Origin of the sequence: Kitasatospora sp. NPDC092039, from assembly GCF_044756065.1 — a bacterium.
Classification (GTDB): Bacteria; Actinomycetota; Actinomycetes; order Streptomycetales; family Streptomycetaceae; genus Kitasatospora.
This window is the reverse complement of the sequence record NZ_JBIVSD010000005.1, coordinates 126851-151984: the sequence shown is the minus strand read 5'-3', so window position 1 is coordinate 151984 and position 25134 is coordinate 126851. Positions and strand designations below refer to the sequence as shown.

The 25134-nt window shown below is 71.4% G+C and carries 18 protein-coding genes and 2 pseudogenes; 13 read left to right on the top strand and 7 right to left on the bottom strand.

Annotation, left to right across the window (positions count from 1 at the left end; translation table 11 throughout):
• Positions 1–64 precede the first annotated feature (64 nt).
• A complete protein-coding gene (locus ACIQI7_RS13000) occupies positions 65–397 on the top strand; it encodes a hypothetical protein (protein WP_401108350.1) in 333 nt (110 codons plus the stop codon).
• 179 nt (positions 398–576) lie between these two features.
• Here the strand turns inward: ACIQI7_RS13000 and ACIQI7_RS12995 are convergent, their stop codons facing one another.
• The 6 genes and pseudogenes from ACIQI7_RS12995 to ACIQI7_RS12970 all read right to left on the bottom strand — a co-directional run bounded on the left by ACIQI7_RS12995 (position 577) and on the right by ACIQI7_RS12970 (position 6334).
• On the bottom strand, positions 577–1905 hold the full coding sequence (locus tag ACIQI7_RS12995; protein ID WP_401108347.1) for a tyrosine-type recombinase/integrase: 1329 nt from the start codon (positions 1903–1905) through the stop codon (positions 577–579).
• Positions 1905–2114 carry a helix-turn-helix domain-containing protein gene (locus ACIQI7_RS12990; RefSeq protein WP_401108344.1) on the bottom strand — a complete coding sequence of 70 codons (210 nt, stop codon included), beginning with the start codon at positions 2112–2114 and terminating at the stop codon, positions 1905–1907. The genes ACIQI7_RS12995 and ACIQI7_RS12990 overlap by 1 nt, the downstream gene beginning before the upstream one ends.
• A pseudogene (locus ACIQI7_RS12985) lies at positions 2114–3560 on the bottom strand (replication initiator). The gene ACIQI7_RS12990 and the pseudogene ACIQI7_RS12985 overlap by 1 nt, the downstream one beginning before the upstream one ends.
• 140 nt (positions 3561–3700) lie before the next feature.
• On the bottom strand, positions 3701–4453 hold the full coding sequence (locus tag ACIQI7_RS12980; RefSeq protein ID WP_401108341.1) for a DUF2637 domain-containing protein: 753 nt from the start codon (positions 4451–4453) through the stop codon (positions 3701–3703).
• Between the two features lie 41 nt (positions 4454–4494).
• On the bottom strand, positions 4495–5895 hold the full coding sequence (locus tag ACIQI7_RS12975; protein WP_401108340.1) for a cell division protein FtsK: 1401 nt from the start codon (positions 5893–5895) through the stop codon (positions 4495–4497).
• 106 nt (positions 5896–6001) lie between these two features.
• Complete coding sequence (locus ACIQI7_RS12970; protein ID WP_401108337.1) at positions 6002–6334, bottom strand: hypothetical protein; 333 nt, start codon at positions 6332–6334, stop codon at positions 6002–6004.
• A 195-nt stretch (positions 6335–6529) separates the two neighbouring features.
• On the opposite strand from ACIQI7_RS12970, the gene ACIQI7_RS12965 reads away from it, so the two are divergent.
• From ACIQI7_RS12965 to ACIQI7_RS12945, 5 genes are all read left to right on the top strand, one after another.
• Entirely contained in the window at positions 6530–7624 is a 1095-nt protein-coding gene (locus ACIQI7_RS12965) for a GntR family transcriptional regulator (RefSeq protein ID WP_401108334.1), read from the top strand.
• A gap of 564 nt (positions 7625–8188) precedes the next feature.
• Positions 8189–9436 carry a helix-turn-helix domain-containing protein gene (locus ACIQI7_RS12960; protein WP_401108331.1) on the top strand — a complete coding sequence of 416 codons (1248 nt, stop codon included), beginning with the start codon at positions 8189–8191 and terminating at the stop codon, positions 9434–9436.
• A gap of 134 nt (positions 9437–9570) precedes the next feature.
• On the top strand, positions 9571–9975 hold the full coding sequence (locus tag ACIQI7_RS12955) for a hypothetical protein (protein WP_401108328.1): 405 nt from the start codon (positions 9571–9573) through the stop codon (positions 9973–9975).
• On the top strand, positions 9975–10226 hold the full coding sequence (locus tag ACIQI7_RS12950) for a hypothetical protein (protein ID WP_401108325.1): 252 nt from the start codon (positions 9975–9977) through the stop codon (positions 10224–10226). Before ACIQI7_RS12955 ends, ACIQI7_RS12950 begins: the two co-directional genes overlap by 1 nt.
• Before the next feature lie 584 nt (positions 10227–10810).
• Entirely contained in the window at positions 10811–11173 is a 363-nt protein-coding gene (locus ACIQI7_RS12945) for a hypothetical protein (protein WP_401108322.1), read from the top strand.
• A gap of 384 nt (positions 11174–11557) precedes the next feature.
• Here the strand turns inward: ACIQI7_RS12945 and ACIQI7_RS12940 are convergent.
• A pseudogene (locus tag ACIQI7_RS12940) lies at positions 11558–12489 on the bottom strand (IS5 family transposase).
• A gap of 718 nt (positions 12490–13207) precedes the next feature.
• Between ACIQI7_RS12940 and ACIQI7_RS12935 the strand changes: the two are divergent.
• The 7 genes from ACIQI7_RS12935 (at position 13208) to ACIQI7_RS12905 (ending at position 25026) form a co-directional block, all read left to right on the top strand.
• Positions 13208–14917, top strand: a complete 1710-nt coding sequence (locus ACIQI7_RS12935; RefSeq protein ID WP_401108319.1) for an acyclic terpene utilization AtuA family protein — start codon at positions 13208–13210, stop codon at positions 14915–14917.
• The gene (locus ACIQI7_RS12930) at positions 14914–16512 is read left to right on the top strand and encodes an acyl-CoA carboxylase subunit beta (protein WP_401108317.1); all 1599 of its coding nucleotides are present in this window, start codon (positions 14914–14916) and stop codon (positions 16510–16512) included. The genes ACIQI7_RS12935 and ACIQI7_RS12930 overlap by 4 nt, the downstream gene beginning before the upstream one ends.
• Positions 16513–16526: 14 nt before the next feature.
• On the top strand, positions 16527–18551 hold the full coding sequence (locus tag ACIQI7_RS12925) for an acetyl/propionyl/methylcrotonyl-CoA carboxylase subunit alpha (protein ID WP_401108315.1): 2025 nt from the start codon (positions 16527–16529) through the stop codon (positions 18549–18551).
• Positions 18552–18563: 12 nt separating this feature from the next.
• Positions 18564–19736 carry an acyl-CoA dehydrogenase family protein gene (locus ACIQI7_RS12920; RefSeq protein WP_401108313.1) on the top strand — a complete coding sequence of 391 codons (1173 nt, stop codon included), beginning with the start codon at positions 18564–18566 and terminating at the stop codon, positions 19734–19736.
• A 313-nt stretch (positions 19737–20049) separates the two neighbouring features.
• On the top strand, positions 20050–21648 hold the full coding sequence (locus tag ACIQI7_RS12915; protein WP_401108312.1) for a 4-coumarate--CoA ligase family protein: 1599 nt from the start codon (positions 20050–20052) through the stop codon (positions 21646–21648).
• A gap of 113 nt (positions 21649–21761) precedes the next feature.
• Positions 21762–22382 carry a TetR/AcrR family transcriptional regulator gene (locus tag ACIQI7_RS12910; RefSeq protein WP_387747763.1) on the top strand — a complete coding sequence of 207 codons (621 nt, stop codon included), beginning with the start codon at positions 21762–21764 and terminating at the stop codon, positions 22380–22382.
• Between the two features lie 148 nt (positions 22383–22530).
• Positions 22531–25026 (top strand): SpoIIE family protein phosphatase, encoded by a 2496-nt coding sequence (locus ACIQI7_RS12905; RefSeq protein ID WP_401108309.1) that lies wholly within the window; start codon positions 22531–22533, stop codon positions 25024–25026.
• The last annotated feature ends 108 nt before the right edge of the window (positions 25027–25134 follow it).

The following is a 25134-nucleotide window of genomic DNA, read 5'->3' as shown; positions in this document are numbered from 1 at the left end:
GTGGTCCGCTCGACAACTTGCGGACCACCCCCGGCGAGCGAAAGTGCTGGTAGAAGGCGGCCTGATGCGTGAAGATGAGCTTGATGAGATCGAGGAGCTGTGCTCTGCGGCCACTCCGGCGCCTTGGTTTGTCAGGACATTGGATGATGACCGTGCCATGAATCTTGTGGCAGTGAGTACCGTTCCCGACACTGGCCAGGCGGAGAGGTGGCCGAACTTTGATCACCGAGACATAGTTGCTGCGACATTGGTTCAGCATCCGCGCTATGTTGACTCTGGCGATGAGCGTTGGGATGAGAATGCGGCCTTCATTGCAATGGCGCGAGAGGCTGTACCGCGCCTTGTTGATGAAGTTAGGCGTCTTCGAGCCCTGCTCGCGGAAGGGGAAAATCGTTAAGGCGCATTGCCTGGGCTTAAAGATCCGTCGCTAACGAGTCTGTATTGGCCCCTCTTGTGAGGTTGGTACGCGCGGGAAACCATTCGGGTGTGCCCGTGACATAACAGCCCCGCCGGTGTTTTCCGGCGGGGCTGTGTTCCGCTCTCAGGGCAGTCTGACGGCAGTAGTTGACGGCAACGTCAGCGGACGGGGGCCGCACAAGACGGTGGGTCGTCGCCGTCGTCAGGATCGGCGGTGGCCTCGGAGGGCTTGCCGAGTGCGCGGCTGAGGAGGTCGATGGCGTCTCGCTGGAGGCGGAGCCGGACGTGGGCGTACACCGTCGCGGTGACGCCGATGTGGGCGTGTCCGAGGATCTCCTTGATAACGACGAGTTCGACGCCCTGCTCCAAAAGGAGGGTCGCGGTCGAGTGCCGCAGGTCGTGGAACCGGATCGCCCGGAGACGAGAGCGGCGAAGCAGCACCTTGAAGTGACGGGTGAGGGTGGCGGGTTCGATCGGGTGGCCATCGGGCCGGGTGAAGACGTGGCCGCTGTCCCTCCAGTTCGCTCCCGCGCTCTGCTTCTCCTGGGCCTGCTGGGTGCGGTGAGCGCGCAGCGAGGTGAGGCAGGCTGCGGGGAGAGCTATGCGGCGTTCGGAGCTGATGGTCTTGGTTGGCAGGGTGGTTAGGCCGGCGGAGCGGGTGCGTTGGAGGGTACGACGAATGGTGGCGGTGCCACTGTTGAAGTCGAGGTCTTCCCAGCGCAGGCCGAGGAGTTCGCCCTTGCGTAGGCCGGTGCGCAGCGCGAGCTCGAACAGCGCATGAAGGCGGTGGCTCTGTGCAACTGCGATGAACTGCTGGGCCTCGTCGGCAGTGAGGGGTTCGAAGCGGCGGGACCGGGGGGTGCCGGTGCGGACGTTGCGGGCGACGTTGCGCGGGATCTCCTCCTCACGCACGGCATGCTCCAGCGCCGACTTGAGCACAGAGTGGATGTAGGCCAGCGTCAGCGGCGAGAGGCGCTTGCGGCAGCACCTGCCGATAGCGCAGCAGCGCGGCTGGCGGCCAGCCCGGGCATCGGGATTCCGGCGGGCGTCGATGCCGCGCGCGCAGCACTGACAGACGGTCCGCAGCTCGTTCAGCCAGCTCCGGATGTCCTTGGCGGCGAGCTTCGCGAGCTTCTTCTTGCCGAGGCCGGGGATGAGGTACTGGTTGACGCAGGCGGTGTAGCGGGTGTGGGTGGTCTCGCGGAGCTGGTGGACGGCGACCGCCTCCAGCCAGTACGTCAGGTACGCGGCCAGGCTGCCCTGGGCGGAGACCATGGGGACGCCGCGGTTGCTCGTGGCGATCTTCTCCGTGAGCTTGGCGAGCGCTTCCTTGCGGGTGATGCCGTAGACGCGGATGCGCTTGCGGGAGTCGCCAGGGGCGAGGACGTATCCGGCGGCTTCCCAGCGGCCGTCCTTGCGCTGGTAGACGGTGCCGTCGCCGTTGGCGCGGCTGCGGCGGGAGGCGGGGGTGTCGCGGGGTGTGGTCATCAGGCGGCTTCCTGTTCGAGTCGGGTGCGGATGAAGTCGGTGAGGGCGTGGGTGGGTATGCGGCGGGCGCGGCCGAGGGTGATGGAGGCGAGTTGCCGGGTGCGGAGCAGGTCGTAGACGGCGGAGCGGCCGAGTTGGAGGCGGGCCATGACCTGGGGGACCGTCAGCAGGTCCTCGTTCGGGCTCCGCGCCGGGCGCAGCGTGCTCATCAGCAGCCGCCCTCTGCGGTGAACTGCCGTTCCAGGTCTCTGCGGTGCCACACGGCGGCGGCGAGGAGTTCCGCGCCGGGGCTGTAGCCCGAGCCGTGGTAGGTCCAGTGGCCGATGACGAGGGTCGTGCTCGGGTCGAGGTCGGGCAGGCCGGCGTGGGTGCGGGCCTGTTCGGTGCGCCAGGCGCGGCGGTCGTCGCGCAGTTGGCCGAGGGTGACGGAGTAGCAGCGGGACTTGGTGGAGAAGTGGCCCCGGAATCCGAGCATGTGCGCCCACTTCCAGAGCTTGAGGTCGGCGAACTCCGGGCGCTTGCCCAGTTCCCAGCAGGTGCGGATCATTTGCCGCACGTGGCGTTCGACGGCGAGGCGGGGCAGTGGCCGGGCCTGTCCGGTGCCGCCGCAGGCGGTGCACTGGAGCGGGGTTCCGTGTGCGGCCAGGGTCATGCCGCGTCCTTGGCAGGGTCGGCAGAACAGGGCGCGGTCGAGAGCGCCGGAGGAGTCGGCGGACTTGGTGGCGTACTTGGCCACGTAGGCGGCGACCGCGTGATCGGTGAGTTCGGCGTCGGTGCCGAAGGCGGCGATCTCGCGCACGTCGAGCTGTTCGCCCCAGGTGAGTTCGCGTTCCCCGACCGCGTCCGAGACGACGCTGACGGAGACGCGGGCGGCGGCGGCCCGGATGGCGTCGCCGAGCAGGGGCACGGTGGCGGACGGGGGCGGGGGCTGAGTGCTGCCGTCCGGGCCGTCGAGGCGGATCACGGCGTGGAAGTGGACCAGGCCGCGCTTCTGGTACTCGGCGACCTTGGCGAAGGAGACGCGCAGCGCGGCGCGGGCCGCCTTCTGGGTCAGGCCGAGCCGGGCGGCAATCTCACGGCGCAGGTAGATGGTGAAGCGGGCCCACAGGGCGGAGGCGTGGGCGTTGAAGAGGATCGCGCCCGGGTAGTCGTAGGTCTTCGGGTCCAGCGGTGTGCCGAGCAGCGCGTCGGCGGGTTCGTGGAGCTTGCCGCAGCGGCAGGGCCGCAGGACACCGCCCGCGTCGGTGGGGCGGTTGTGGACGGGGCCGAAGGAGGGCGCGGTGAGCGTGGCGAACACGCGGGGGTGGGTGCGGACGGTGTCCGGCACGCTCTTGCCACCGGTCAGGCCTGCCCGGATCAGTTGGAACGTGTCGGCGGCGTAGACGCGGGAGCAGGCCGGGCAGCGCGAGGCGCGGCGGGTTGCCGCAGGACGTCAGCAGGCTGCCCGTGGGCTCGTCGGCGGTGTTGTAGGAGCGCAGTACCTCACCGGTTGCCGTGTCGATGGTGGTGGTCTGGCCGAGTAGGCGCACGGGTTCGGTGCAGCCGCCGAGGCGGTCGATCTGCTGGTGTGCGCGGTCGAAGTCGGGCAGGTTGACCAGGTGGATCAGGTCCCGCACGGCGGGGCTTGCCACGTGGCGCAGGTCCAGGGCGACCATGTCGGGGCGCATCCCTTCTATGGGTGGGTAGCCCCGAGCAGCAACCAGCCAGTCAGAAAGGCGCGGTGGTGCTGCTTGGGGCATGGGAAGCCGAGCCCGGTCGGGCGGGGCCGGTCAGGTGGGGCAGGGGCCGGCGGGGCTCAGGCGGAGAGCTGAGCGTGTGCGGCGGTGGCCAGCGGCAGCGCGACGCCCAAGCGGTCCTTCAGCTGACCGGGCGTGATGTGCACGCCCTGTTCGGCGTGGTGCGTCTCGGCGATACGCCGGGCAGCGATCAGCAGGGCCTCAGGGACGGCCGGGAGCGTGGCGGACGCGGTCGTCTTGGCCGGCACGGGAGCAGGCTCAGGCTCAGCGGTGACGACCACAGCCGGGGCAGGCGTCGGCTTGGAGGGCGGTACGAGGACGGGCTCCGGTCCGGGGTCGAGCGATGCGGACGGGTCTGGAAAGTGATCCACAGCCGGAACCGGGACAGGGGCCTCCGCCGGGTTCGGGGCGCTCAGGGCGTGGAAGTGGCGGAGGAACTGCGGGCCGACCTGGCCCCAGCCGAGCAACAGCAGCGGGGCGACCGCATCGACGGCGGCACGGCCGTAGTGTCCAGCTACCAGGGGTTCGGCGATGTTCAGGGCCAGGGTCAGCAGGCCGCACAGGTGCATCAACCGCGTCGGGGCCCTCAGCTCCTCCTGCGGGATGCCGCGCAGGGACAGCAAGCGCAGACCGACGAGGAGCCCGATCACGGACAGGTCAACCATGGGGGCGATCAGCGGCGCGACCAGGTGGGGCACCCCCAGGCGCAGGGCCAGCGCCCAGACGTTGCCGAAGGAGAACACGAACGCCAGCAGGGCGATGACCGCCATGACCACGGTCACGGTGCGCTGTGTGAGGCGATCCTCGGCCATCAGGCCAACTCTCCTTTCTTGATAGCGAGTTACTGGATAAGTCAGGCCGCTTCGGTCATCAGGGTGTCGGCGTCGTCGTCCATGAAGGCGGGCTTCCAGTCGATGGGGCCCGGGTAGACGTCGAGGTACGCGGCCGGGTCTTCGGTCAGGTGGGCAGTGTCGTCGGCGATCCGGGCCGCGTCGGCGTCGGACACGTACGGCGTGCGCACGCGGGTGAAGCCCCGACGGCCCTGCACTCCCATGGAGGCCACCCCGACGTAGGCCGGGTCCTGGAGGTTGACCGGGTTCGCGTCCGGCCAGTTGCGAATGTCGTCCCCGAGTGCGGCCACGGAGGCTTCCGCAGTCTTCTGCGCGAACGACAGCCCCAGCGGGCACACGTCCCGGATAAACGTCGGGATCGCGTCGCCGGTCGCCTTCTGGGTGGCCAGGATGACCATGATCCCGACGCTTCGGCCCTTCTTCACCAGGTCCTCGACCAGTCGGGCGTTCTCCGCCGACAGGGCCGCCAGCTTCTTCGTCTCGGCGTCGTTGCCCCTGTACTCGCGGAAGTAGGTGTGCGCTTCGTCGATGATCAGGATCGTCAGCGGCCAGATGCGGGACGGACCGACGTGCCACATGTTCTTCACGCCCAGGACGGCGCGGATGGACGAGGAACGGCCCCGCCGCAGCTTCACCGTGCGCTTGAACAGCGCGTTGGCTTCCGCCGGGTCGTCACCCGCGAAGGCGAACAGGCGGGGTGTCAGATCGGCGTAGTCCCCTTCGTGGGCGGTGGAGACCTTGCCGTCCGCCACGGCGAACTGGACCGCGTCGGAGGGGGCCAGGTCGCAGATGAGCTTGTTGATCAGTGACGTCTTGCCGAAGCCGGGCAGGCCGGCCACGGTCACGCCGGGAACGTTCGCCAGCGGCAGGCTGACGTCGTCGGCGTACTCGTCCAGCCCAAGACCCCACGTGTCCAGGCTCCCCGGCACCGCTCCCGTGGGGACGTGCTCGGTCGGCGTGATGAGCGGGTCCAGGCGCACGGCACGGATCACCACCCGCCCGGGACCGTCCGGCAGCACGGAAACCCGTGTGCAGCGCCAGGCATCGGCGAGGAAGCGCGCCGAGCACTGGAACTCCTCCAGCCCGACCTTCGGCAGGCACTTGGCCCGCACCACCACCCCGAACCGGTCCGGCTTAACCTTGATACGCGGGACCAGGACCCGGGGCTTGGGTACCTCGCCCTCACGGCTGACCAGCTCGGCCAGGAACGTCGGCGTCTTGTCCGTCACTGACAGGCCAGCCATCTTGGCCAGCCGCTCCCACCCGAACCGGATGCGCATCCCCTGCCGGATGCTCGCCCGCGTTTCACGGTCCACCCGCAGGTAGCGGACGATGCTCACCACGGCCCACAGGGCCGTCAGGGCGAGGACTGCCCCGATCAGGACCGGGGCGGTCTCGTTCACGTCCTTCACTTCACGCCTTCCACGTCGTAGATGAACCCGAGGGTGAACCGGCTATCAGCGCCGGGCGGAACGGGCAGCGAATACGCCGACTGCCCTACAGTGCAGGTCACTTGATCGTCTCCAGGCGGCCCGCCCGGTAGGCGATGCCCTCCGAGAGCTGGCCGTTGAAGATTCGCGCCCATGGCGTGGCGAACAGGTCCACCGGGCGCACCATGACGCCCGGCTTGAGCCCGTCGGGAAGGCCAGACTGGGGGACGGTGAGCTTCATGATCTCCGCGCGCCCTTCCTCCATGAGCATCACCGTGACCGTGAACAGGTGCTCGCCCGTCTCGCGGTCGGTGGCGATTTCTCCGGTCTGCGGGTCCTTGATCTTCGGTGTCGCGTCGGTGCCCGTCATGCAGACGGCGGAGGGCAGCAGTCCGACGCGAATCCTGGTCATAGCCATGGCAGTTCCCTTGTTCGGGGGTCACGTGTTCGACCCGCCTGAACCATAGCGCGAGGGTCGCACACGCGCAACGGTCATACAGTCGAGCAGTTTGGCGATGCGATACGCACGTACTGTTGGGCCACTACGCCCGCTACAGAGGAGCGCACGGGCGTGTCATCCGTGCGGGACCGCCGCTACCCTCGGTGTATGACGTTGCCGCTCGAAGAGGACCCCAGGCCGCCGTACCTCCAGGCCGCCGATGTGCTGCGCGCCGAGATCCTCGAAGAGCGGATCCGTCCCGGAGAGAAGCTCCCGTCCACGCGCACGCTTCAGGAGAGGTACGGGATCGCCAGCTCCACCGTCCAGAACGCCTTGCGCGTACTCAAGGACGAAGGGCTCGTCTACTCGGTCCAAGGGCGCGGCAGCTACGTCCGGAGCCACGAGAAGGAGTACCGGGAGAAGGCCATCCTGGAGGAGATTCAGCAGATCGCCGACCAGGCCAAGGCGGAGCGGGAGCAGGCCAAGGGCAGCACACAAGATGCCTCCGCCGGCCCCGGAAACACTGAGCCGCCCGTCCTCCAAGCGATCTGGGCTATCCGCGAAGCGATCGTCGAAGGGCGCCTGAAGTTCGAGGACAGGCTTCCCGAGCCCATCAAGCTCCAGCTGATGTTCGCCACCGACAGCGAATCCGTCGAACGAGCGCTTTGGCACCTGGCACACGAGCACCTCGTCCACCGCACCCCCCGAGGCGTCCTCACAGTCGCCCACACTGGCGGCGGGCGCAACAACCTGCGGCGCACGATGCTCGCCCAAGCCCGAATCGAGTCCCTACGGCGCGCCGCCGAGCGCGAAGGTGAAACGCTGGCCGACGACTTCACGCTCGATGAGCCGGTGGAGGAGGATTCCCGGCCGCCCTACATCCAGGTCGCCGACATCCTCCGCAGGGAGATCCTTGACGGTGAGTTGAAGCCTGGCAGTCAACTGCCGGCCGCGCGCGCCCTCCAAGAGCGCTTCGGAGTCGCCAGTTCAACCGTCCAGAACGCTCTGCGTCTCCTCAAGGGCGAGGACCTGATCTACTCCGTCCTCGGCCGCGGCAGCTACGTCCGCAAGACACCGGCCGTCAGGGCTCCGGAGCAGGCCGCTGACGTGCCGCTGGAACGTGTCAAAGAACCCCGGACAGCGGAACACGACGCTGCGGAGCTTGTCCGCCTGCGGAAGCTGGTAGCGCAGCTCCAGAAGACGCGCAAGCAACTGGAAGCCGAAGTCAGCCGTCTGACCAAGGAACTTGAGAGACGCGGGTAGAGCAGAACAGGGACGAGCGAGGCTGGCGGGCCGTGCTGTTCAGATTTTCTTTACTGGATCAAGGTGGCCCGCTGTCGCGGGCCGCGCGCGCTCCGGCCCGGCGGGGCCGCCGCCCGCTCCTGTCTCCGCCCCGCTCAGCGGCGCCCCCGCCCGTCCGGGCGCGCAACACCAGCGAGAGAAGCGCGGTCCGCAGAGCTCTACGTTAACCCTTGCCCTCCCTCCGAGGGACCGGGGGCCGAGCACTGGTGCGGCACCGTCGGGGTGAATGGTCGCGGGTCGCGGGTCGTGCCCCTCGCCGGCCGGCCTCCGGAGGCGTACCAGGAACCCCCGGGGACCGCCAAGGCCGAGCGCAAGCGTCACCTGGTGAGCCTTGGCGGCCCCCGGAGAACCCTGGTCCGGCGAAGCTGCCCGACCGACGAGGGACCCGTCCCGCTCAGGCCCGCAGCCTGCCGGAGGCTCCGGCGCCGCGCGTGGCGGTGAGTCACCGTCTCGGGTGGGTATCTGCCCGGAGACCCCGGTCAGTTCGCCCACCAGGCGTACCGTGGCGCTGGAGGTGGTGAGCAAATGACGATGGAACTCGCGGACAACGTACGGAAGTACCGGCGCCGCGCCGGGATGAGCCAAGAGGAACTTGCCCACGCGGCCGGCCTGTCCCCGGCGACCGTCCGGAAGGTCGAGCAAGGCGGAACCGTCCGCATGGAGACCCTTCACGCTCTGGCCCGCGCTCTGGGCATCCCCACGGCGGCACTCATCGCGTCCGACGCACCGGAGCCCGTGGGACGGGCGGAGGAGCCGAACCGGCTCAACCTCATCCAGCTTCGCGCCGCACTCACCCCGGCGGTAGGGCTCGTGGACCAGGACGCCGAAGCCGTGGGCGAGGAACCGAACCTGCGGGCCTACACGCGAACGGTTCGAGACGCGCGGGTGCTGTACTTCGCCGACAGCTACAAGAGCGTCGCCGCCCAACTGCCCGGCCTGTTGCAGGACGCGGCGCGGGCCGTCGCCCACTACGACAGCGGCGAAGAGCACCGGCAGGCCCTGCTCGCCCGCGCCGAGGCGTTGCGTCTGGCCGGCACCTACCTCACGCAGGTGAGGCAGTACGACATCGCCTACACGGCCCTGCGAGGAGCCATCATGGACGCGCGGGAAGGCGGGGATATGCTCGCGGCCGGTTCCGGAGTCGGCTGCATGTGCTGGCTGCTGGTGCGGCAGGGCCGGCTGGGGGAGGCGGAGCGGATCGCGGCCCAGAGCATGGACGTGGTGGAGCCGAAGATCACCGGCGCCGAGCCGGACCACTACGCGGTGTGGGGCGGTCTGGCCATGGAGGCCGCAGCCGCGGCGGCACGCAACAACCGTCCGGACGAGGCCAAGGAGTACCGCAGGGCGGCGCGGGTGGCGGCAACCGCCGTCGGCACGGCGCACCGCAACGTCTCCCGGCACTGGTCCGTCTTCGGACCGGTGACCGCTGCCATCAAGGCGCTCGAAGACTCCATGGTCGTCGGGGACGCCCGCGCGGTGGTGCGCAAGGCGGCCGAGGAGGTCGAGCTGTCGCCGAAGGCGTGGAAGCGACTGGGCAGGCCCAGCACGAACGACGGGAACCGCTTCACGCTGGACATGGCGCGCGCCCACACGCGAACCGGAGACCTGTCGGCGGCCATGGACGAGCTGACCCGCGCTCGTGAGGCCGCCCCCGAGTGGCTGAGGCACCAGAACTCGGCGGCCGAGACCATGCAGGAGATCCTGAGCAAGCGCAAGCGCACGCTGACCAGCGACATGCGCGAGATGGCCAGCTACCTGGGCGTCGTCGGATAGCTGCTACGTAGCGTGGCAGTTCGCGGACCTTGTGTTGCGATCTGCCTTGCTGGCTCCGTGGATTGACGGATAGTCAGGTCGTTACGGTCGCCGTGTCCTGTTCCAGCGACCGAGGCCGGGGATTCACTGTGGGCATGCCGAGGAGCGACGCAGACCGTCTGCGTCGCAGGGAGTTGCACGAAGCGGCGTCGGGCATGGCGGGACCCCGCCTGCTGCCATGGACCACCGAGGACGGACGCCCCTGCTACCTGAGCACCGACGGCAAGGGCTACATCTCGACGCTCGCCGACGGCATCGAAACCGTTCAGCTCGGCATGGGCCAGGAACTGCTGGAGTACGCCCGGGGCATCCTGGCCCCCGGGGCCAAAGCGCAGTCGGCCATCGAGTACCGCTGGCTCGCCTGCCGGCTGACCGAGGCCCTGGCGGACGCGCTCAGGGTCGCCGAGTCGCGCGGAGGGCGTATCCCGGTGCCTCAGGAGGAGGCCGAGAAGGATGAGCCCGCGAACGCCAGCCCCCTTGCCGAACAGGGGGAAGGCTGATGGGCAAGGCCACCCGCTACCGCTTCCGCGAGTACCACGTGACCACCGTGACCGACCCCATGGCGCTGCCGACGTTCGAGGCGGTCTGCGTCACCGGCGACGAACGGGACTGTGCTGCCGCGTCCGGCGAGCTACACACCCCCGAGGAGCTGACGCGCTGGATCGCCGGACACTGCGCGCAGACCGGTCACCAGTCGTACCAGCAGACCACCCGCACCATCGTCCACGCCGAGCCCGGAGCTTGGCAGTAGGATCACGCCCGCCGCCGACGACAGCACGACTGGTCTACACCTCTGACGGCAGCGGCGACGGCAACAGCTACGGACTTCGGCGCACATCCACGGACACCGACGGACCGTCAAACCACCGCTGACCTGCGAAAAAGCAGGTGGAGATGGGCCGCGTAGCACACGTACTATGTGCTCGCGGGGGCCACGCCGATCTTGGTCCATAACTGCGACGGCAAGGCGACCGTTCGCTGGGATGCGGATATGGAGCACGCCACTATCCGTGTTGAAGGAAATGGCACTTCGCTTGAGACTGAACAAGTGATAAATGGCTGGGACGGAACTGGAAGCCCGAGCGGTCTAATGACTACCGGAGCGCACGCCGAACCCTTGGGGCCGAATGTGATCGAGCGCACGTTCCATGTTCCCAATGTTGAGGCGGCTATGAAGGCCCAGCGCGAATCAATTGGTGCCCCGATGGGCGGATATGACGGAATCCATAATAGCTGTGTCACATATTGCGTTTCTGTCCTCAGGGCTGGCGGAGTAGATATACCAGCGGGTGCGCGGGGCATGCTCGCGCTTCGAAAGACTCTAGGGTAGGGGTGATGGTGAGCTGGAACGATGAGCATCATGATGCGGTGCTGGCTGATATTCTCCTGAGTCGGAAGATTGGTGTCGCTCACATTCGGCACCTTGGTGATCTGATCTCAGTCAGGGCGCAGCTGAGTATGGGGATGCAGGGCCCGGTGGGCCTAACCTTTGCTCGGCGTGCAGAGATTATTGAGGAAGTTCTAGAGCTGGAAGATGCGTACCGTTCCGCATGGGCCGCCGTGGCCGCCGAGTCAAATATCGACCAGCTAATTCCGAAGTTGGAGGAATTGGAGCACTCCATGGAGAGCGTTGTAAGGGGTGTTCGGGAAGTTGCTCGCCGGAATGGAATCAAAATCGACTGTTACGCATCTGAATAATCAGGATAGTTGATCGCCGTAACCGGGGGGCCTCATCAAGGGGCCCTCCGGTTGCCCTGACGGCAGTAGTTGACGGCAGCGTCGGGGCTCCGCCGCTTGCGAAAGTCTCACTTGTCCACTGCTGCTGACCATGCCTTCGCGACCCCGTAGGACGGGCGGAGGAGTCGAACCGGCTCAACCTCATCGACCACGCAGTGGGCCACACGCAGGCGTCCCGTCTCGGTCAGCGGTGCGTTACGGTGGGGCATGAGGGCCTTTCTGGGTGCCGGTGCAGATGTCGCAATCCACACCGAGCCAGAAGGCCCTCACTCATTTCAAGATCACCAGGTCGTGAACCCCGTCACTAACCTCTGTGGTCAGTACAGCTAGGTTCCGTCCGGTCGATCATGTGCGGAGCCAGATGGCGAGGGCGGCTGCGGTGATGGTGCCGAGGTAGACGTATCCACGCTTGTCGTATCGGGTGGCGACGGCTCGGGCGTGCTTGAGCTTGTTGATGGCCCGTTCGACGGTGTTGCGTTTCTTGTACCGCTCCTCGTCGAAGCCCGGTGGCCGCCCGCCGCGTGAGCCCTTGCGCAGGCGGACGGCCCGGCTGTCGGTCTTCTCCGGGATCGTGTGCCGGATGCCGCGCCTGCGCAGGTAGGCGCGGACGGGTCCGTTGCTGTAGGCCTTGTCGGCGGCCACGCTGTCCGGCGTCTTGCGGGGCCTGCCCGGCCCGGTCCGCGGGATGCGGATCTTCTCCAGCACGGGCTCGAACCGGGTGCAGTCCGCCCGCTGCCCCGCGGTGACGACCAGGGACAGCGGGCGGCAGCGGCCGTCCGCGCTCAGGTGGACCTTGGTGGTGAACCCGCCCCGCGAGCGGCCAAGGCCCTCGCCTCCAGCACCACCTCCACCAGGCGGGCGAGGAGGCTCTGCCACGGCGTCCCGCCCTGGTGTTCGCCCGGCCCATCCCCCTTTGACGCAAGAGCCGGTGGCGGATCGGTGCGGGCACCCGCCGCGTGCTGGTGGGCCCGCACGATCGTGGAGTCGACGGAGATGTCCCAGTCGATGTCGCCGGCCGCGTCCGCTTCGGCCTGGACCTGCTGGAGCAGGCGCTCCCACGTCCCGTCGGCCGACCACAGCCGGTGGCGTTCGTAGACCGTCTTCCACGGCCCGAACCGCTCCGGCAGGTCACGCCAGTGCACACCGGACCGAACCCGGTGCAATATCCCGTCGATGACCTGTCGATGGTCGCGCCACCGGCCACAACGCCTGTTGCTGACCGGCAGGAACGGCCGCAGCCGTTCCCACTCGGCATCCGTGAGATCACCCCGCCCCATGCCCGAACTAACGACCAAGGCCGGGGATAGTCACATGATCGGGCGGACAAGTCCTAGCCAGCTTCACGGGCAAGTGCGACAGCTTCCTATTCTGCCCCAGAAGCCCAACTGCCATCAAACGTCGCTGCTTTGGGTGGCGTCGTTGGCGTTGTCGGCGCGGATCGGTTGGTGCTTGCAGCTGCTCTTGCGGAGGTCGGCGGGGGACAGGCCGGTCGCAAGTCCGCACGTGGGAGGCGTCAAGGCATGCGTGGTTCCAGGAATGATCTCCGACCGCGTGTAGCTCCGATGGGAGGTTCGGTGGAGCTCGTCGAAGACGCGTGCACCCAGTCGGCGCCACCGGGTCTGCATGGAGTCGAAGGTCAGCACTATGAGCACTGCCTCCAAGGGGGCCCGCTGTAGTGCACGAAGACTGCCCCTTATAGACACCGTCGCTCCGACGCTGGCCGAGAACTGGCCTGACGCATAGGTCGGGGTGGTAGTGCCAGCTCGTTCACTGCCCATAGCACTGTTGGTCACACAGCGTAGCGGATCTAGTGATCCGCCAACTATGCCTTCCAGCCGCCAACTACGACTTCCAGTCGCATTCCCGTTCCGGAGGGCGGGAAACGGGTGCCCGGAAACAAGCAAGCATGATTGCTTTTTTCTCCGGGCGGTGCCACGCTGCTGCCCGGCGGCGCCCGTCCGAGGGTGCCGTCAACTCACCGGCAGGGGAGGCGCATTGGCGCGCGACGGCACGGTACTGCGGATCGGCAACGCCTCGGGGTTCTACGGGGACCGCTTCGCCGCGGTGCGGGAGATGCTCACCGGCGGGCCGCTGGACGTGCTCACCGGGGACTACCTGGCCGAGCTGACCATGCTGATCCTCGCCCGGGACCGGCTGAAGGACCCGTCGCTCGGCTACGCCCGGACCTTCCTGCGGCAGATGGAGGAGTGCCTCGGCCTGGCCCGCGAGCGGGACGTGAAGATCGTGGTCAACGCCGGCGGCCTCAACCCGGCCCGGCTCGCCGAGGAGCTGCGCGCGCTGGCCCGGCGGCTGGGCGTGGAGGCCGCCGTCGCCCATGTCGAGGGTGACGACCTGCTGCCGCGCCGGGCCGAACTCGGGCTGCCCGACGGCTTGTTGGCCGCCAACGCCTACCTCGGCGGGTTCGGCGTCGCCGCCTGCCTGGCCGGGGGCGCCGACGTGGTGGTGACCGGCCGGGTGACGGACGCGGCGCTGGTCGTCGGCCCCGGGATCGCCCACTTCGGCTGGACCCACGAGGACCTGGACGCCCTGGCCGGCGCGGTGGTGGCCGGGCACGTCCTGGAGTGCGGCGCCCAGGCGACCGGCGGCAACTACGCCTTCTTCCAGGAGCACGACGTCACCCGCCCCGGCTTCCCGCTCGCCGAACTCCACGCCGACGGCTCCAGCGTGATCACCAAGCACCCGGGCACCGGCGGAGCCGTCACCACCGGCACCGTCACCGCCCAACTCCTGTACGAGACCGGCGGACCGCACTACCTCGGCCCGGACGTCACGGCCAGGCTGGACACCGTGCGGCTCACCGAGGAGGGCCCGGACCGGATCCGGATCGACGGCGTGCGCGGCGAGGCCCCGCCGCCCACCCTGAAGGCGGGCCTCAACCGGCTCGGCGGCCACCTCAACGAGGTGGTGTTCCTGCTGACCGGCCTGGACATCGAGGCCAAGGCCGCCCTGGCGCGGCGGCAGTTCGCCGAGGCGCTGCCGCCCGGCGCCCGCCCCGCCGAACTGCGCTGGACGCTGGCCCGTACCGACCACCCGGACGCGCCGACCGAGGAGGCCGCCTCCGCCCTGCTCCGGCTGGCCGCCCGCGACCCGGACCCGGCCCGGGTCGGGCGCGAACTCGGCAGGGCCGCCGTGGAGTCGGGGCTGTCCGGGTACCCCGGCTTCCACCTCGCCGCTCCGCCCGGGCCGGGTGCGCCGTACGGGGTGTTCAGCGCCGCGTACGTCGACGCCAAGGCCGTCGAGCACACCGCCGTTCTGCCGGACGGCCGCCGGATCGCCGTACCGCCGGCGCCCGTCACCACCGCCCGACCGGAGCCGGTGGAAGCCGAGTTGCCCGAACCGCCGGCGGCCGGACCCACCCGGCGGGCCCCGCTCGGTCTGGTGGCCGGCGCCCGCAGCGGCGACAAGGGCGGGGACGCCAACCTCGGCGTCTGGGCCCGCTCGGCGGACGGCTGGCGCTGGCTGGCGCACACCCTCACCGTCGAGAGGCTTCGCGAACTCCTCCCCGAGACGGCCGACCTGCCCGTCACCCGGCACCTGCTGCCGAACCTGCGCGCGGTCAACTTCACCCTCACCGGCCTGCTCGGCGAGGGCGTCGCCGCCCGGCACCGCTTCGACCCGCAGGCCAAGGCCCTCGGGGAGTGGCTGCGCTCCCGCCACCTCGACATCCCGGAGGCCCTGCTGTGACCGCCCTGACCACCCGCGTCGACCCGGCCGGGCCCGAGTACGCCGAGCACCGCGCCGCGATGCTCGCCAGGCTCGCCGAGCTCGACGCCGAGCACGCCAAGGCGCTGGCCGGCGGCGGCCCCGCGTACGTGGAGCGCCACCGCAGGCGCGGCAAGCTGCTGGCCCGCGAGCGGATCGAGCTGCTGGTCGACCCGGACTCCCCGTTCCTGGAGCTGTCCCCGCTGGCCGCCTGGGGGAGCGACCACCCGGTGGGCGCGGCCCTGGTCACCGGCATCGGCGTGATCGAGGGGGTGGAGTGCGTGATCACCGCCAACGACCCGACGGTGCGCGGCGGCGCCAGCAACCCGTGGACCCTCCGCAAGGCCCTGCGGGCCAACGAGATCGCGCTGGTCAACCGCCTCCCGCTGGTCAACCTGGTCGAGTCCGGCGGCGCCGACCTGCCCAGCCAGAAGGAGATCTTCATCCCCGGCGGCGCCCTCTTCCGCGACCTCACTCGGCTCTCCGCCGCCGGAGTCCCCACCGTGGCCGTGGTGTTCGGCAACTCGACGGCCGGCGGCGCCTACGTGCCGGGCATGTCCGACCACACCGTGCTGGTCAAGGAGCGCGCCAAGGTGTTCCTCGGCGGCCCGCCGCTGGTGCGGATGGCCACCGGTGAGGAGGCCGACGACGAGTCGCTGGGCGGCGCCGAGATGCACGCCCGGGTCTCCGGCCTGGCCGACCACTTCGCCGTGGACGAGGCGGACGCGCTGCGGACCGCCCGCCGGATCGTCGCCCGGCTCGACCACCGCAAGCCCGGCCCCGACCCGGACCCGCTGGCCGAGCCGCCCAGGTACGACGAGGAGGAGCTGCTCGGCATCGTCCCGGGGGACCTCAAGGTGCCCTTCGACCCGCGCGAGGTGATCGCCCGGATCGTCGACGGCTCCGACTTCGACGAGTTCAAACCGCTCTACGGCACCAGCCTGGCCACCGGCTGGGCCCGCCTGCACGGCTACCCGATGGGCGTGCTGGCCAACGCCCAGGGCGTGCTGTTCAGCCAGGAGTCCCAGAAGGCCGCCCAGTTCATCCAGCTGGCCAACCAGCGGAACACCCCGCTGCTGTTCCTGCACAACACCACCGGCTACATGGTCGGCAAGGACTACGAGCAGGGCGGCATCATCAAGCACGGCGCGATGATGATCAACGCCGTCGCCAACTCCACCGTGCCGCACCTGTCCGTGCTGATGGGCGCCTCCTACGGGGCCGGCCACTACGGCATGTGCGGCCGCGCCTTCGAGCCGCGCTTCCTGTTCGCCTGGCCGAGCGCCAAGTCCGCGGTGATGGGCCCCCAGCAGCTCGCCGGGGTGCTGTCGATCGTCGCCCGGCAGTCCGCCGCGGCCAAGGGGCGGCCGTACGACGAGGACGCGGACGCGGCGATCCGGGCGATGGTCGAGCAGCAGATCGAGGCCGAGTCCCTGCCGGCGTTCCTCTCCGGCCGGCTCTACGACGACGGCGTCATCGACCCGCGCGACACCCGGACGGTGCTCGGCCTGTGCCTGTCCGCGATCCACAACGCGCCGGTCGAGGGCGCGCGCGGCTACGGCGTCTTCCGACTGTAAGGGACTCCCGAGACATGATCACCAACCTGCTGGTCGCCAACCGGGGTGAGATCGCCCGCCGGGTCTTCCGCACCTGCCGGGAGCTCGGCATCGCGACCACCGCCGTCCACTCCGACCCGGACGCGGGCGCCCCGCACGTGCGCGAGGCCGACGCCGCCGTCCGGCTGCCCGGCGCCGCGCCCGCCGACACCTACCTGCGCGCCGACCTGATCGTCCGGGCCGCGCTGGCCGCCGGGGCCGACGCCGTCCACCCCGGGTACGGATTCCTGTCCGAGAGCGCCGGGTTCGCCCGGGCCGTGCTGGACGCCGGCCTGGTCTGGGTCGGCCCGCCGCCGGCCGCGATCGCCGCGATGGGCTCCAAGACCGCCGCCAAGCGGCTGATGGCCGGGGCCGGGGTGCCGGTGCTGGGCGCCCTCACCGAGCCCACCGGGGCCGACCTGCCGCTGCTGGTCAAGGCCGCCGCGGGCGGCGGCGGCCGCGGCATGCGGGTCGTCCGGAGCCTGGCCGACCTCCCCGCCGAACTGGCGGCCGCCCGCGCCGAGGCGGCCAAGGCCTTCGGCTCGGACGAGGTGTTCTGCGAGCGCTACCTGCCCGCCGGCCGGCACGTCGAGGTCCAACTGCTGGCCGACGCCCACGGCACCGTCTGGGCGGTCGGCGACCGCGACTGCTCGCTGCAGCGGCGGCACCAGAAGGTGATCGAGGAGGCCCCGGCCCCCGGCCTGCCGGCGGAGGTCCGCACCGCACTGCACGCGGCGGCCCGCGACGCGGCCGGGGCGATCGGCTACACGGGCGCCGGCACCGCCGAGTTCCTGCTCGCCGAGGACGGCCGGTTCTTCTTCCTGGAGATGAACACCCGACTCCAGGTCGAACACCCGGTCACCGAGGCGGTCACCGGCCTGGACCTGGTGGCCCTGCAACTCGCCGTCGCCGAGGGCGAGCGGCTGCCGCCCGAGCCCCCCGCCCCCAGCGGCCACGCGATCGAGGCCCGGCTCTACGCCGAGGACCCGGCCCAGGACTGGCGGCCCGCCACCGGCACCCTGCACCGGCTCGAACTCACACTCCCGTACCAGGAGTTCACCGGCACCGGGCTCCGGCTGGACGCCGGCGTGGAGGCCGGCAGCGAGATCACCCCGCACTACGACGCGATGCTCGCCAAGGTGATCGCCTGGGCGCCCACCCGCGCGGCCGCCGCCCGCCGGCTCGCCGACGCGCTCGCCCGCGCCCGGATCCACGGCCCGGCCACCAACCGGGAGCTGCTGGTCCGTGCGCTGCGCCACCCGGCCTTCCTGGCCGCCGAGTTGCACACCGGCTTCCTGGCCGAGCACTCGGCCGACCTCACCGCCCCGGACACCGGGGGCGTCGAACGCGCCGCGCTGGCCGCCGCCCTGGCCGTCGCGGCCGGCCGCCGGGGCGCGCTGCCCTCCGGCTGGCGCAACCTGCCCTCCCAGCCGCAGCTCAGGCGCTACCGGGCCGAGGGCGGCACCAAGGACGGCACCGGGGACGGCACCGAGCTGGCCGTCCGCTACCGGTTCACCCGCACCGGCCTGCTGGCCGAAGACCACCCGGAGGTCGAACTCGTGGAGGCCGCGCCGGACCGGGTGGTGCTGTCGGAGGGCGGGCTCCGGCGCACCTACCGGATCGCCCGGTACGGCGACCGGGTGCACGTCGACACCCCGGCCGGCGGCACCGCGCTCACCGCCCTGCCGCGCTTCCCCGACCCCGCCGTCCGCACCGACCCCGGCGCGCTGCTCGCCCCGATGCCCGGCACCGTCGTCCGGGTCGTCGCCGCCGTCGGGGAGGCCGTCGCCGCGGGGCAGCCGCTGCTGGTCCTGGAGGCGATGAAGATGGAGCACCGCGTCGCCGCCCCGGCCGACGGCACCCTCGTCGAACTGCTCGCCGCCCCCGGCCGGCAGGTCGAGACCGGCACCCTGCTGGCCGTCGTCCAGCCCGCCCCGGCTGTGCAGCCCGTGCCGGCCGTCCAGCCCGCCCCGGCCGCCGTCCGGCCCGCCCCGGCCGTCGTCCAGCCCACCGAAGCCTGAGGAAGGACCCGCATGTCCACCATCGGCAGCCAGCTCCTGGAGACCCCCGAACGCCGGACCCTGCGCCAGGCCGTCGGCGACCTCGGCCGCCGCTACGGCTCCGCCTACTACCTCGCCAAGGCCCGGGCCGGCGAGCCCGCCGACGAACTGTGGGCGGAGGCCGGCAAGGCCGGCTACCTCGGCGTCAACCTGCCCGCCGAGTACGGCGGCGGGGGCGGCGGCGTCACCGACCTCGCCATCGTCCTGGAGGAGCTCGGCACCGCCGGCTGCCCGCTGCTGCTGCTGATCGTCTCCCCGGCGATCTGCGGCACCGTGATCGCCCGCTACGGCACCGAGGAGCAGAAGCGCCGCTGGCTGCCCGGCCTGGCCGACGGCAGCCGCAGGATGGCCTTCGGCATCACCGAGCCGGACGCCGGCTCCAACTCCCACCGGATATCCACCGTCGCGCGCCGGGACGGCGAGGACTGGCTGCTGACCGGCCGCAAGGTCTTCGTCTCCGGCATCGACCACTGCGACGCGGTGCTGTTCGTCGCCCGTACGGAGGACGCCCGCACCGGCCGGCTCAAGCCCTGCCTGTTCGTCGTCCCGCGCGAGACCCCCGGCTTCGAGTACCGGGCGATCCCGATGGAGCTGGTCGCCCCGGAGAAGCAGTTCCAGGTCTTCCTGGACGACGTCCGGCTGCCCGCCGACGCCCTGGTCGGCGACGAGGACGCGGGTCTGCTCCAGCTGTTCGCGGGCCTCAACCCCGAGCGCATCCTCACCGCCGCCTTCTCGCTCGGCCTCGCCCGCCAGGCGCTCGGCAAGGCCGTCGAGTACGCCAGGACCCGCACCGTCTGGTCCACCCCGATCGGCGCCCACCAGGGCCTGGCCCACCCGCTCGCCCAGTGCGCGGTGGAGATCGAGCTGGCCCGGCTGATGACCCAGAAGGCCGGGCTGCTCTACGACGCGGGCGAGGACGTCGCCGCCGGGGAGGCGGCCAACATGGCCAAGTACGCCGCCGGCGAGGCCGCCGCCCGCACGGTCGACCAGGCGGTGCAGACCCTCGGCGGCAACGGCCTGACCCAGGAGTACGGGCTGGGCGCGCTGCTGGCCGCCACCCGGGTGGGCCGGGTCGCCCCGGTCAGCCGGGAGATGGTGCTCAACTACGTGGCCCAGCACACCCTCGGGCTGCCCAAGTCGTACTGAGCCACCGGCCGTCGCACGGATGCGCGAACACCACGGTGCCGTCCTCGCGGCCGGTGCGGCGTCCACGGTCGGGGTCCGGGCCGGCGGCGGGGGAGGGGGTCACCCGGTGGGGGAGCGCCAGGGGGCGGGTGGACGAGGTGTGCACCGCCCGGTCGGGCGCCCCCCGGGAGCAACCGCGCCCCGCATCCCCCGCCCCCGGTTCCCCACAATGGCCGAGCCGGACCCCTGACTGTCCGTATGCTCCTGAACGCGCACCGCACCGAAACGCTCACCGGTTTTGTTGCTACGTCAACTTCCTTACTGGAGGCTCACCTTGGTGTTCCGAAGCGAGTTCCCCGACGTCCCCGTGGTCGACCTGCCGATCCACGAGGCGGTGCTCGGCGCCGCACGGAGGTACGGCGACCGTCCGGCCCTGATCGACGGCATCACCGGCGAGAGCACCAGCTACGCCCAACTCGCCACCGCCGTCGAGCGGGTGGCCGCCGGGCTGGCCGAGACAGGCGTGCGCCGCGGTGACGTCGTCGCCCTCTTCAGCCCCAACTCGACCGCCTACCCGATGGCCTACTTCGGCGCGACCAGGGCCGGCGCCACCGTCACCACGGTCTCGTCCTTCGCCACGCCCCCCGAGCTGGCCGGCCAGCTGCGCGACAGCGGCACCCGCTGGCTGGTCACCGTCTCCCGCTTCCTGCCGACCGCCCGTGCGGCCGCCGAACTGCTCGCCGAACAGGGCCACCCGCTGGCCGAGATCGTCGTCCTGGACGGCGCCGAGGACCACCGCTCGCTCACCGACCTGCTGGCCTCCGCCGGCCCCGCCCCCGAGGTCGCCATCGACCCGGGCGAGGACATCGCCGTGCTGCCGTACTCCAGCGGCACCACCGGCCTGCCCAAGGGCGTGATGCTCACCCACCGCTCGATCGCCACCAACCTCGCCCAGTGCGACGCCCTCTACCGCCCCGCCGAGGGCGAACGGGTGCTCGCCGTCCTGCCGTTCTTCCACATCTACGGACTGGCCGCGCTGCTCAACCAGCCGCTGCGCTGCGGCGCCACCGTGGTCGTGCTGCCCCGCTTCGACCTGGAGCAGTTCTGCCGCACGATCCAGGAGCACCGGGTGCAGGCCCTGGTGGTCGCTCCGCCGATCGCCCTCGCGCTGGCCCGCCACCCCGTCGTGGAACAGTACGACCTCTCCTCGGTCGAGTACCTGCTGTGCGCCGCCGCCCCGCTGGACCACGAACTCGCCGACGCCTGCGCCAAGCGGCTCGGCCTGCCGCACCTGCTCCAGGGCTACGGCATGACCGAGCTCTCCCCGGTCACCCACGTCGTCTCCCCGCGCGAGGGCGACCCCCCGCCCGGCTCGGTCGGCCGGATGGTCCCCTCCACCGAGCTGCGGATCGCCGCCCTGGACGGCTCCGACGGCGACCTCGGGCCCGGTGAGCGCGGCGAGCTGCTGATCCGCGGCCCCCAGGTGATGAAGGGCTACTTCGGCCGCCCGTCCGAGACCGCCGCGGTGGTCGACGCCGAGGGCTGGCTGCACACCGGCGACGTCGGCTTCGTGGACGAGCGCGGCTACCTGCACATCGTCGACCGGGTCAAGGAGCTGATCAAGTACAAGGGCTACCAGGTCGCCCCCGCCGAGCTGGAGGCCGTCCTGCTCGGCCACCCGCAGATCACCGACGCCGCCGTGATCGGGGTCCCGGACGCCGAGGGCACCGAGTGCCCCAAGGCCTTCGTGGTCCGCGCCCCGGGCAGCGCCCTCACCGAGGAGGAGGTCACCGGCTACGTCGCCCGGCAGGTCGCCCCGTACAAGAAGGTCCGCGTGGTGGAGTTCGTGGACGCCGTCCCCAAGTCCGCCGCCGGGAAGATCCTCCGCCGCGAACTGCGCGCCCGCGAGGCCGGTCGCGCCGCCGCCCGCTGACCGGCCCGGGCCGCCCCGGCGGCCGAAGACCGGCGCCCGTCTGTGAGGATCTTCCTGCCGCGCCCCGACCGGGACCCGCCGCGCCCCGACCGGAACAGGAACCGCCCGCCGCCATGACCAGCCACCCCGCCGTGCGCACCCCGCAGCAGGACCGCAGCCGAGCGACCAGGGCCCGGCTGCTCGCGGCGGCCGTGGACTGCCTGGCCGAGCTCGGCTGGCACGGCTCCACCGTCGCCGTCGTCGCCGAGCGGGCCGGAGTCTCCCGGGGTGCGGCCCAGCACCACTTCCCGACCCGCGAGGACCTCTTCACCGCGGCCGTCGAGCACGTCACCGCCGAGCGGCTGGCCGCCGTCCGCGCCCACGCGGACGAGCTGCCGGCCGCCGGGCCGGACCGCACCGGGGCCGTGGTCGACATGATCGTGCGGCTCTACACCGGCCCGCTGTTCCGCGCCGCCCTGCACCTGTGGACCGCCGCCGCCACCGAGGAGGCGCTACGTGAGCGGATCATCGCCCTGGAGGGCCACGTCGGCCGGGAGGCCCACCGGGCCGCCGTGGAGTTCCTGGACGCCGACGAGAGCCGCCCCGGAGTGCGCGAATCGGTGCAGGCCACGCTGGACCTCGCCCGCGGACTGGGCCTCGCCAACCTGCTCACCGACGACAGCCACCGACGTTCCGGAGTGATCCGGCAGTGGGCGGGCGTTCTGGAGAGTACGCTGCGGCCGGTACGCCCATGACGCCCGTACACCCGGAGCGGCCGGACGCCCCCTGACCAAGGGGTCGCCGGGCGGCCGATGTCCGTGCAGTCTGGAGAAGAACCCCGGCCGGCGCGGACCGCGAGGCCCATCCGGCCGGGCACGAGCCGAACCGGGGTGCTGCCTGATCATGCACGGACACGAGTGGGACGCGACCGACGCCGCCGACCCGGCACCGGGCGGCACCCCGGTGCGCCCCGAGGAGGCCCGCTCCGGGGGCGAACGGCCCACCGGCCACCGGCTCGTCCCGCTCGCGACGGCGCTGCTCCAGGACGACGGACTGATCCTGCACTGGAGCGAGGACGCCGAGGCCCTGCTCGGGTACCCCGCCGAGGAGGCCGTCGGCAGCTACGCCGCCCAGCTGCTCACCGACGAGTCCGACCGCGCCGAGGTGCTCGGCCTCTTCCAGCGGATCATGAGCGGCACCGGGTGGTCCGGCGTCTTCCCGGTGCGCCACCGCGACGGCCACACGGTCGACCTGGAGTTCCGCACCTACCCGATCGCCGGGCCGGCCGGCACCCTGCTGCTGCTCGCCACCGCCTCCGACACCCGCGCCCTGCACGCCGTCGAGGCCGACCTCGCGGTGCTGGACGGCATCTTCGGCCGCTCGCCGATCGGCATGGCCGTCTACGACACCGAGCTGCGCTACATCCGGATCAACGAGGCGCTGGCCCGGATGAACGGGGTGCCCGTCGCCGCCCACCTCGGCCGCCGGATATCCGCGGTACTGCCCGGCATCAACAGCGCCGAGATCGAGCAGATCATGCGCCAGGTGCTGAAGACCGGCAAGCCGGTGGTGGACGCCCGCTCGCACGGCAGGGTCCCCGGCGACCCCAAGCGGGACCGCGCCTGGTCCGCCTCCTACTTCCGGCTGGAGGACTCCACCGGCCGGATCTTCGGGGTCTGCTCCTCGATCATCGACGTGACCGAGCGCTTCCAGGCCGAGGCCCGCGCCGCCCGCGCCCAGGAGCGGCTCGCCACCATCGCCGAGGCGACCGCCCGGATCGGCACCACCCTCGACCTCCAGCGCACCGCCGAGGAGCTGATCGAGGCCGTCGTCCCCCGGTTCGCCGACTTCGCCACCGTCGACCTCCTGGAGCCGGTGCTGCGCGGCGCCGAGCCCGCCGCGATCCCCTCCGACCGCAACATCAAGCTGCGCGCCGTCGCCGTCGGGGAGTCCTACGAGAGCGGCCTCGCGCACGCCGTGGACGTGGTGGGCGAGACCTCCGAGTACGCCCCCGACCGCAGCTACGTCCAGTGCCTGCGCAGCGGGAAGCCGCTGCTGCGCGCCCACGTGGACGAGGAGGCGCTGCGCGGACTGGTGGCCAGCGAGGACCGGGTGGCCCCCGGGGTGGCGGCGGGCATCCACTCGTACCTGATGGTGCCGATCACCGCCCGGGGCATGGTGCTCGGCGGCTCCGAGTTCATCCGGATGCGCAACCCGGAGCCGTTCACCGCCGCCGACGTCGCCCTCGCCGAGGAACTCGTCGCCCGCACCGCGCTGGCGCTCGACAACGCCCGGCTCTACCGCCGCGAGCGGGAGACCGCGCTCACCCTCCAGCGCAGCCTGCTGCCGCAGGAGGTGCACCGCACCCTCGGCCTGGAGATCGCCTACCGCTACCTGCCCAGCAGCGTGGTCAGCGAGGTGGGCGGCGACTGGTTCGACGTGGTGCCGCTGTCCTGCGGGCGGGTCGCCCTGGTGGTGGGGGACGTGATGGGCCACGGCATCCGGGCCGCCGCCACGATGGGCCAGCTGCGCACCGTCGCCCGGACCCTCGCCACCCTCGACATGCCGCCCGAGCAGGTCCTCACCCGGCTGGACGAGACCGCCTCCGGGATCGGCGAGGGCCAGTTCGCCACCTGCATCTGCGCGGTGTACGACCCGCTGGAGCGCACCGTCCAGGTCGCCTCGGCCGGGCACCTGCCGCCGGTCCGGGTCGCCCCCGACGGCACCGCGTCCGTCGTGGAGGTGCCGCCCGGGGTGCCGCTGGGCGTCGGCGGGGTGGCCTTCGAGTCGATCGAGTTCGGCATCCCCGAGGGCGGCATGGTCGCGCTCTACACCGACGGCCTGGTCGAGCGGCGCGGCCAGGACCTGGACGCCGGGATCGACCTGCTCGCCCGCACCCTGGCCGGCCCCGGCCGGACCCTGGAGGAGAGCTGCGACGCCGTCCTCGGGGCGCTGGTCACCGACGGCACCGAGGACGACATCGCGATGATCATGGCCCGGGTGCTGCCGCTGCCCGCCGACCGGATAGCCACCCTGCCGCTGTCCGGCGGCGGCCGGGTGCCCGGCAAGGCCCGCCGCTTCACCCGCGCCACCCTGGAGGCCTGGGGCCTGTCGACGCTCACCGACTACGCCGAGCTGCTGGTCAGCGAACTGGTCACGAACGCCCTGCTGCACGCCGACGCCCCGCGCCGGCTGCGGCTGTTCCGCGACCGGGTGCTCACCGTGGAGGTCTCCGACGCGGGCGGGCAGGCCCCGCAGCTGCGCCCGTTCGCCGAGCAGGACGAGGGCGGGCGCGGGATGTTCCTGGTCAGCGAGCTGGCGCAGCGCTGGGGCAGCCGGCTGACCCGGGACGGCAAGGTGGTCTGGGCGGAGCTGGAACTGCCCTTCGGGACCCTGTAGGGAACGCTCGCCGCACGGACGAGAACGGCCCTCGCAGGTACGAGAACAGCTCTCGCAGGCACGAGAACGGCCGTTCCCCTGGGGGAAACGGCCGTTCTCGTTGTTCTC

Excerpts from the sequence above, each read along its gene's own strand:
- ACIQI7_RS12995 (WP_401108347.1), bottom strand. The coding sequence starts at position 1,905 with ATGACCACACCCCGCGACACCCCCGCCTCCCGCCGCAGCCGCGCCAAC.
- ACIQI7_RS12920 (WP_401108313.1), top strand. The coding sequence starts at position 18,564 with ATGTCCACCATCGGCAGCCAGCTCCTGGAGACCCCCGAACGCCGGACC.
- ACIQI7_RS12910 (WP_387747763.1), top strand. The coding sequence starts at position 21,762 with ATGACCAGCCACCCCGCCGTGCGCACCCCGCAGCAGGACCGCAGCCGA.
- ACIQI7_RS12980 (WP_401108341.1), bottom strand. The coding sequence starts at position 4,453 with ATGGCCGAGGATCGCCTCACACAGCGCACCGTGACCGTGGTCATGGCG.
- ACIQI7_RS12990 (WP_401108344.1), bottom strand. The coding sequence starts at position 2,114 with ATGAGCACGCTGCGCCCGGCGCGGAGCCCGAACGAGGACCTGCTGACG.
- ACIQI7_RS12950 (WP_401108325.1), top strand. The coding sequence starts at position 9,975 with ATGGGCAAGGCCACCCGCTACCGCTTCCGCGAGTACCACGTGACCACC.
- ACIQI7_RS12945 (WP_401108322.1), top strand. The coding sequence starts at position 10,811 with ATGGTGAGCTGGAACGATGAGCATCATGATGCGGTGCTGGCTGATATT.
- ACIQI7_RS12965 (WP_401108334.1), top strand. The coding sequence starts at position 6,530 with ATGACGTTGCCGCTCGAAGAGGACCCCAGGCCGCCGTACCTCCAGGCC.
- ACIQI7_RS12955 (WP_401108328.1), top strand. The coding sequence starts at position 9,571 with ATGCCGAGGAGCGACGCAGACCGTCTGCGTCGCAGGGAGTTGCACGAA.
- ACIQI7_RS12960 (WP_401108331.1), top strand. The coding sequence starts at position 8,189 with ATGACGATGGAACTCGCGGACAACGTACGGAAGTACCGGCGCCGCGCC.
- ACIQI7_RS12905 (WP_401108309.1), top strand. The coding sequence starts at position 22,531 with ATGCACGGACACGAGTGGGACGCGACCGACGCCGCCGACCCGGCACCG.
- ACIQI7_RS12970 (WP_401108337.1), bottom strand. The coding sequence starts at position 6,334 with ATGACCAGGATTCGCGTCGGACTGCTGCCCTCCGCCGTCTGCATGACG.
- ACIQI7_RS12925 (WP_401108315.1), top strand. The coding sequence starts at position 16,527 with ATGATCACCAACCTGCTGGTCGCCAACCGGGGTGAGATCGCCCGCCGG.
- ACIQI7_RS13000 (WP_401108350.1), top strand. The coding sequence starts at position 65 with ATGCGTGAAGATGAGCTTGATGAGATCGAGGAGCTGTGCTCTGCGGCC.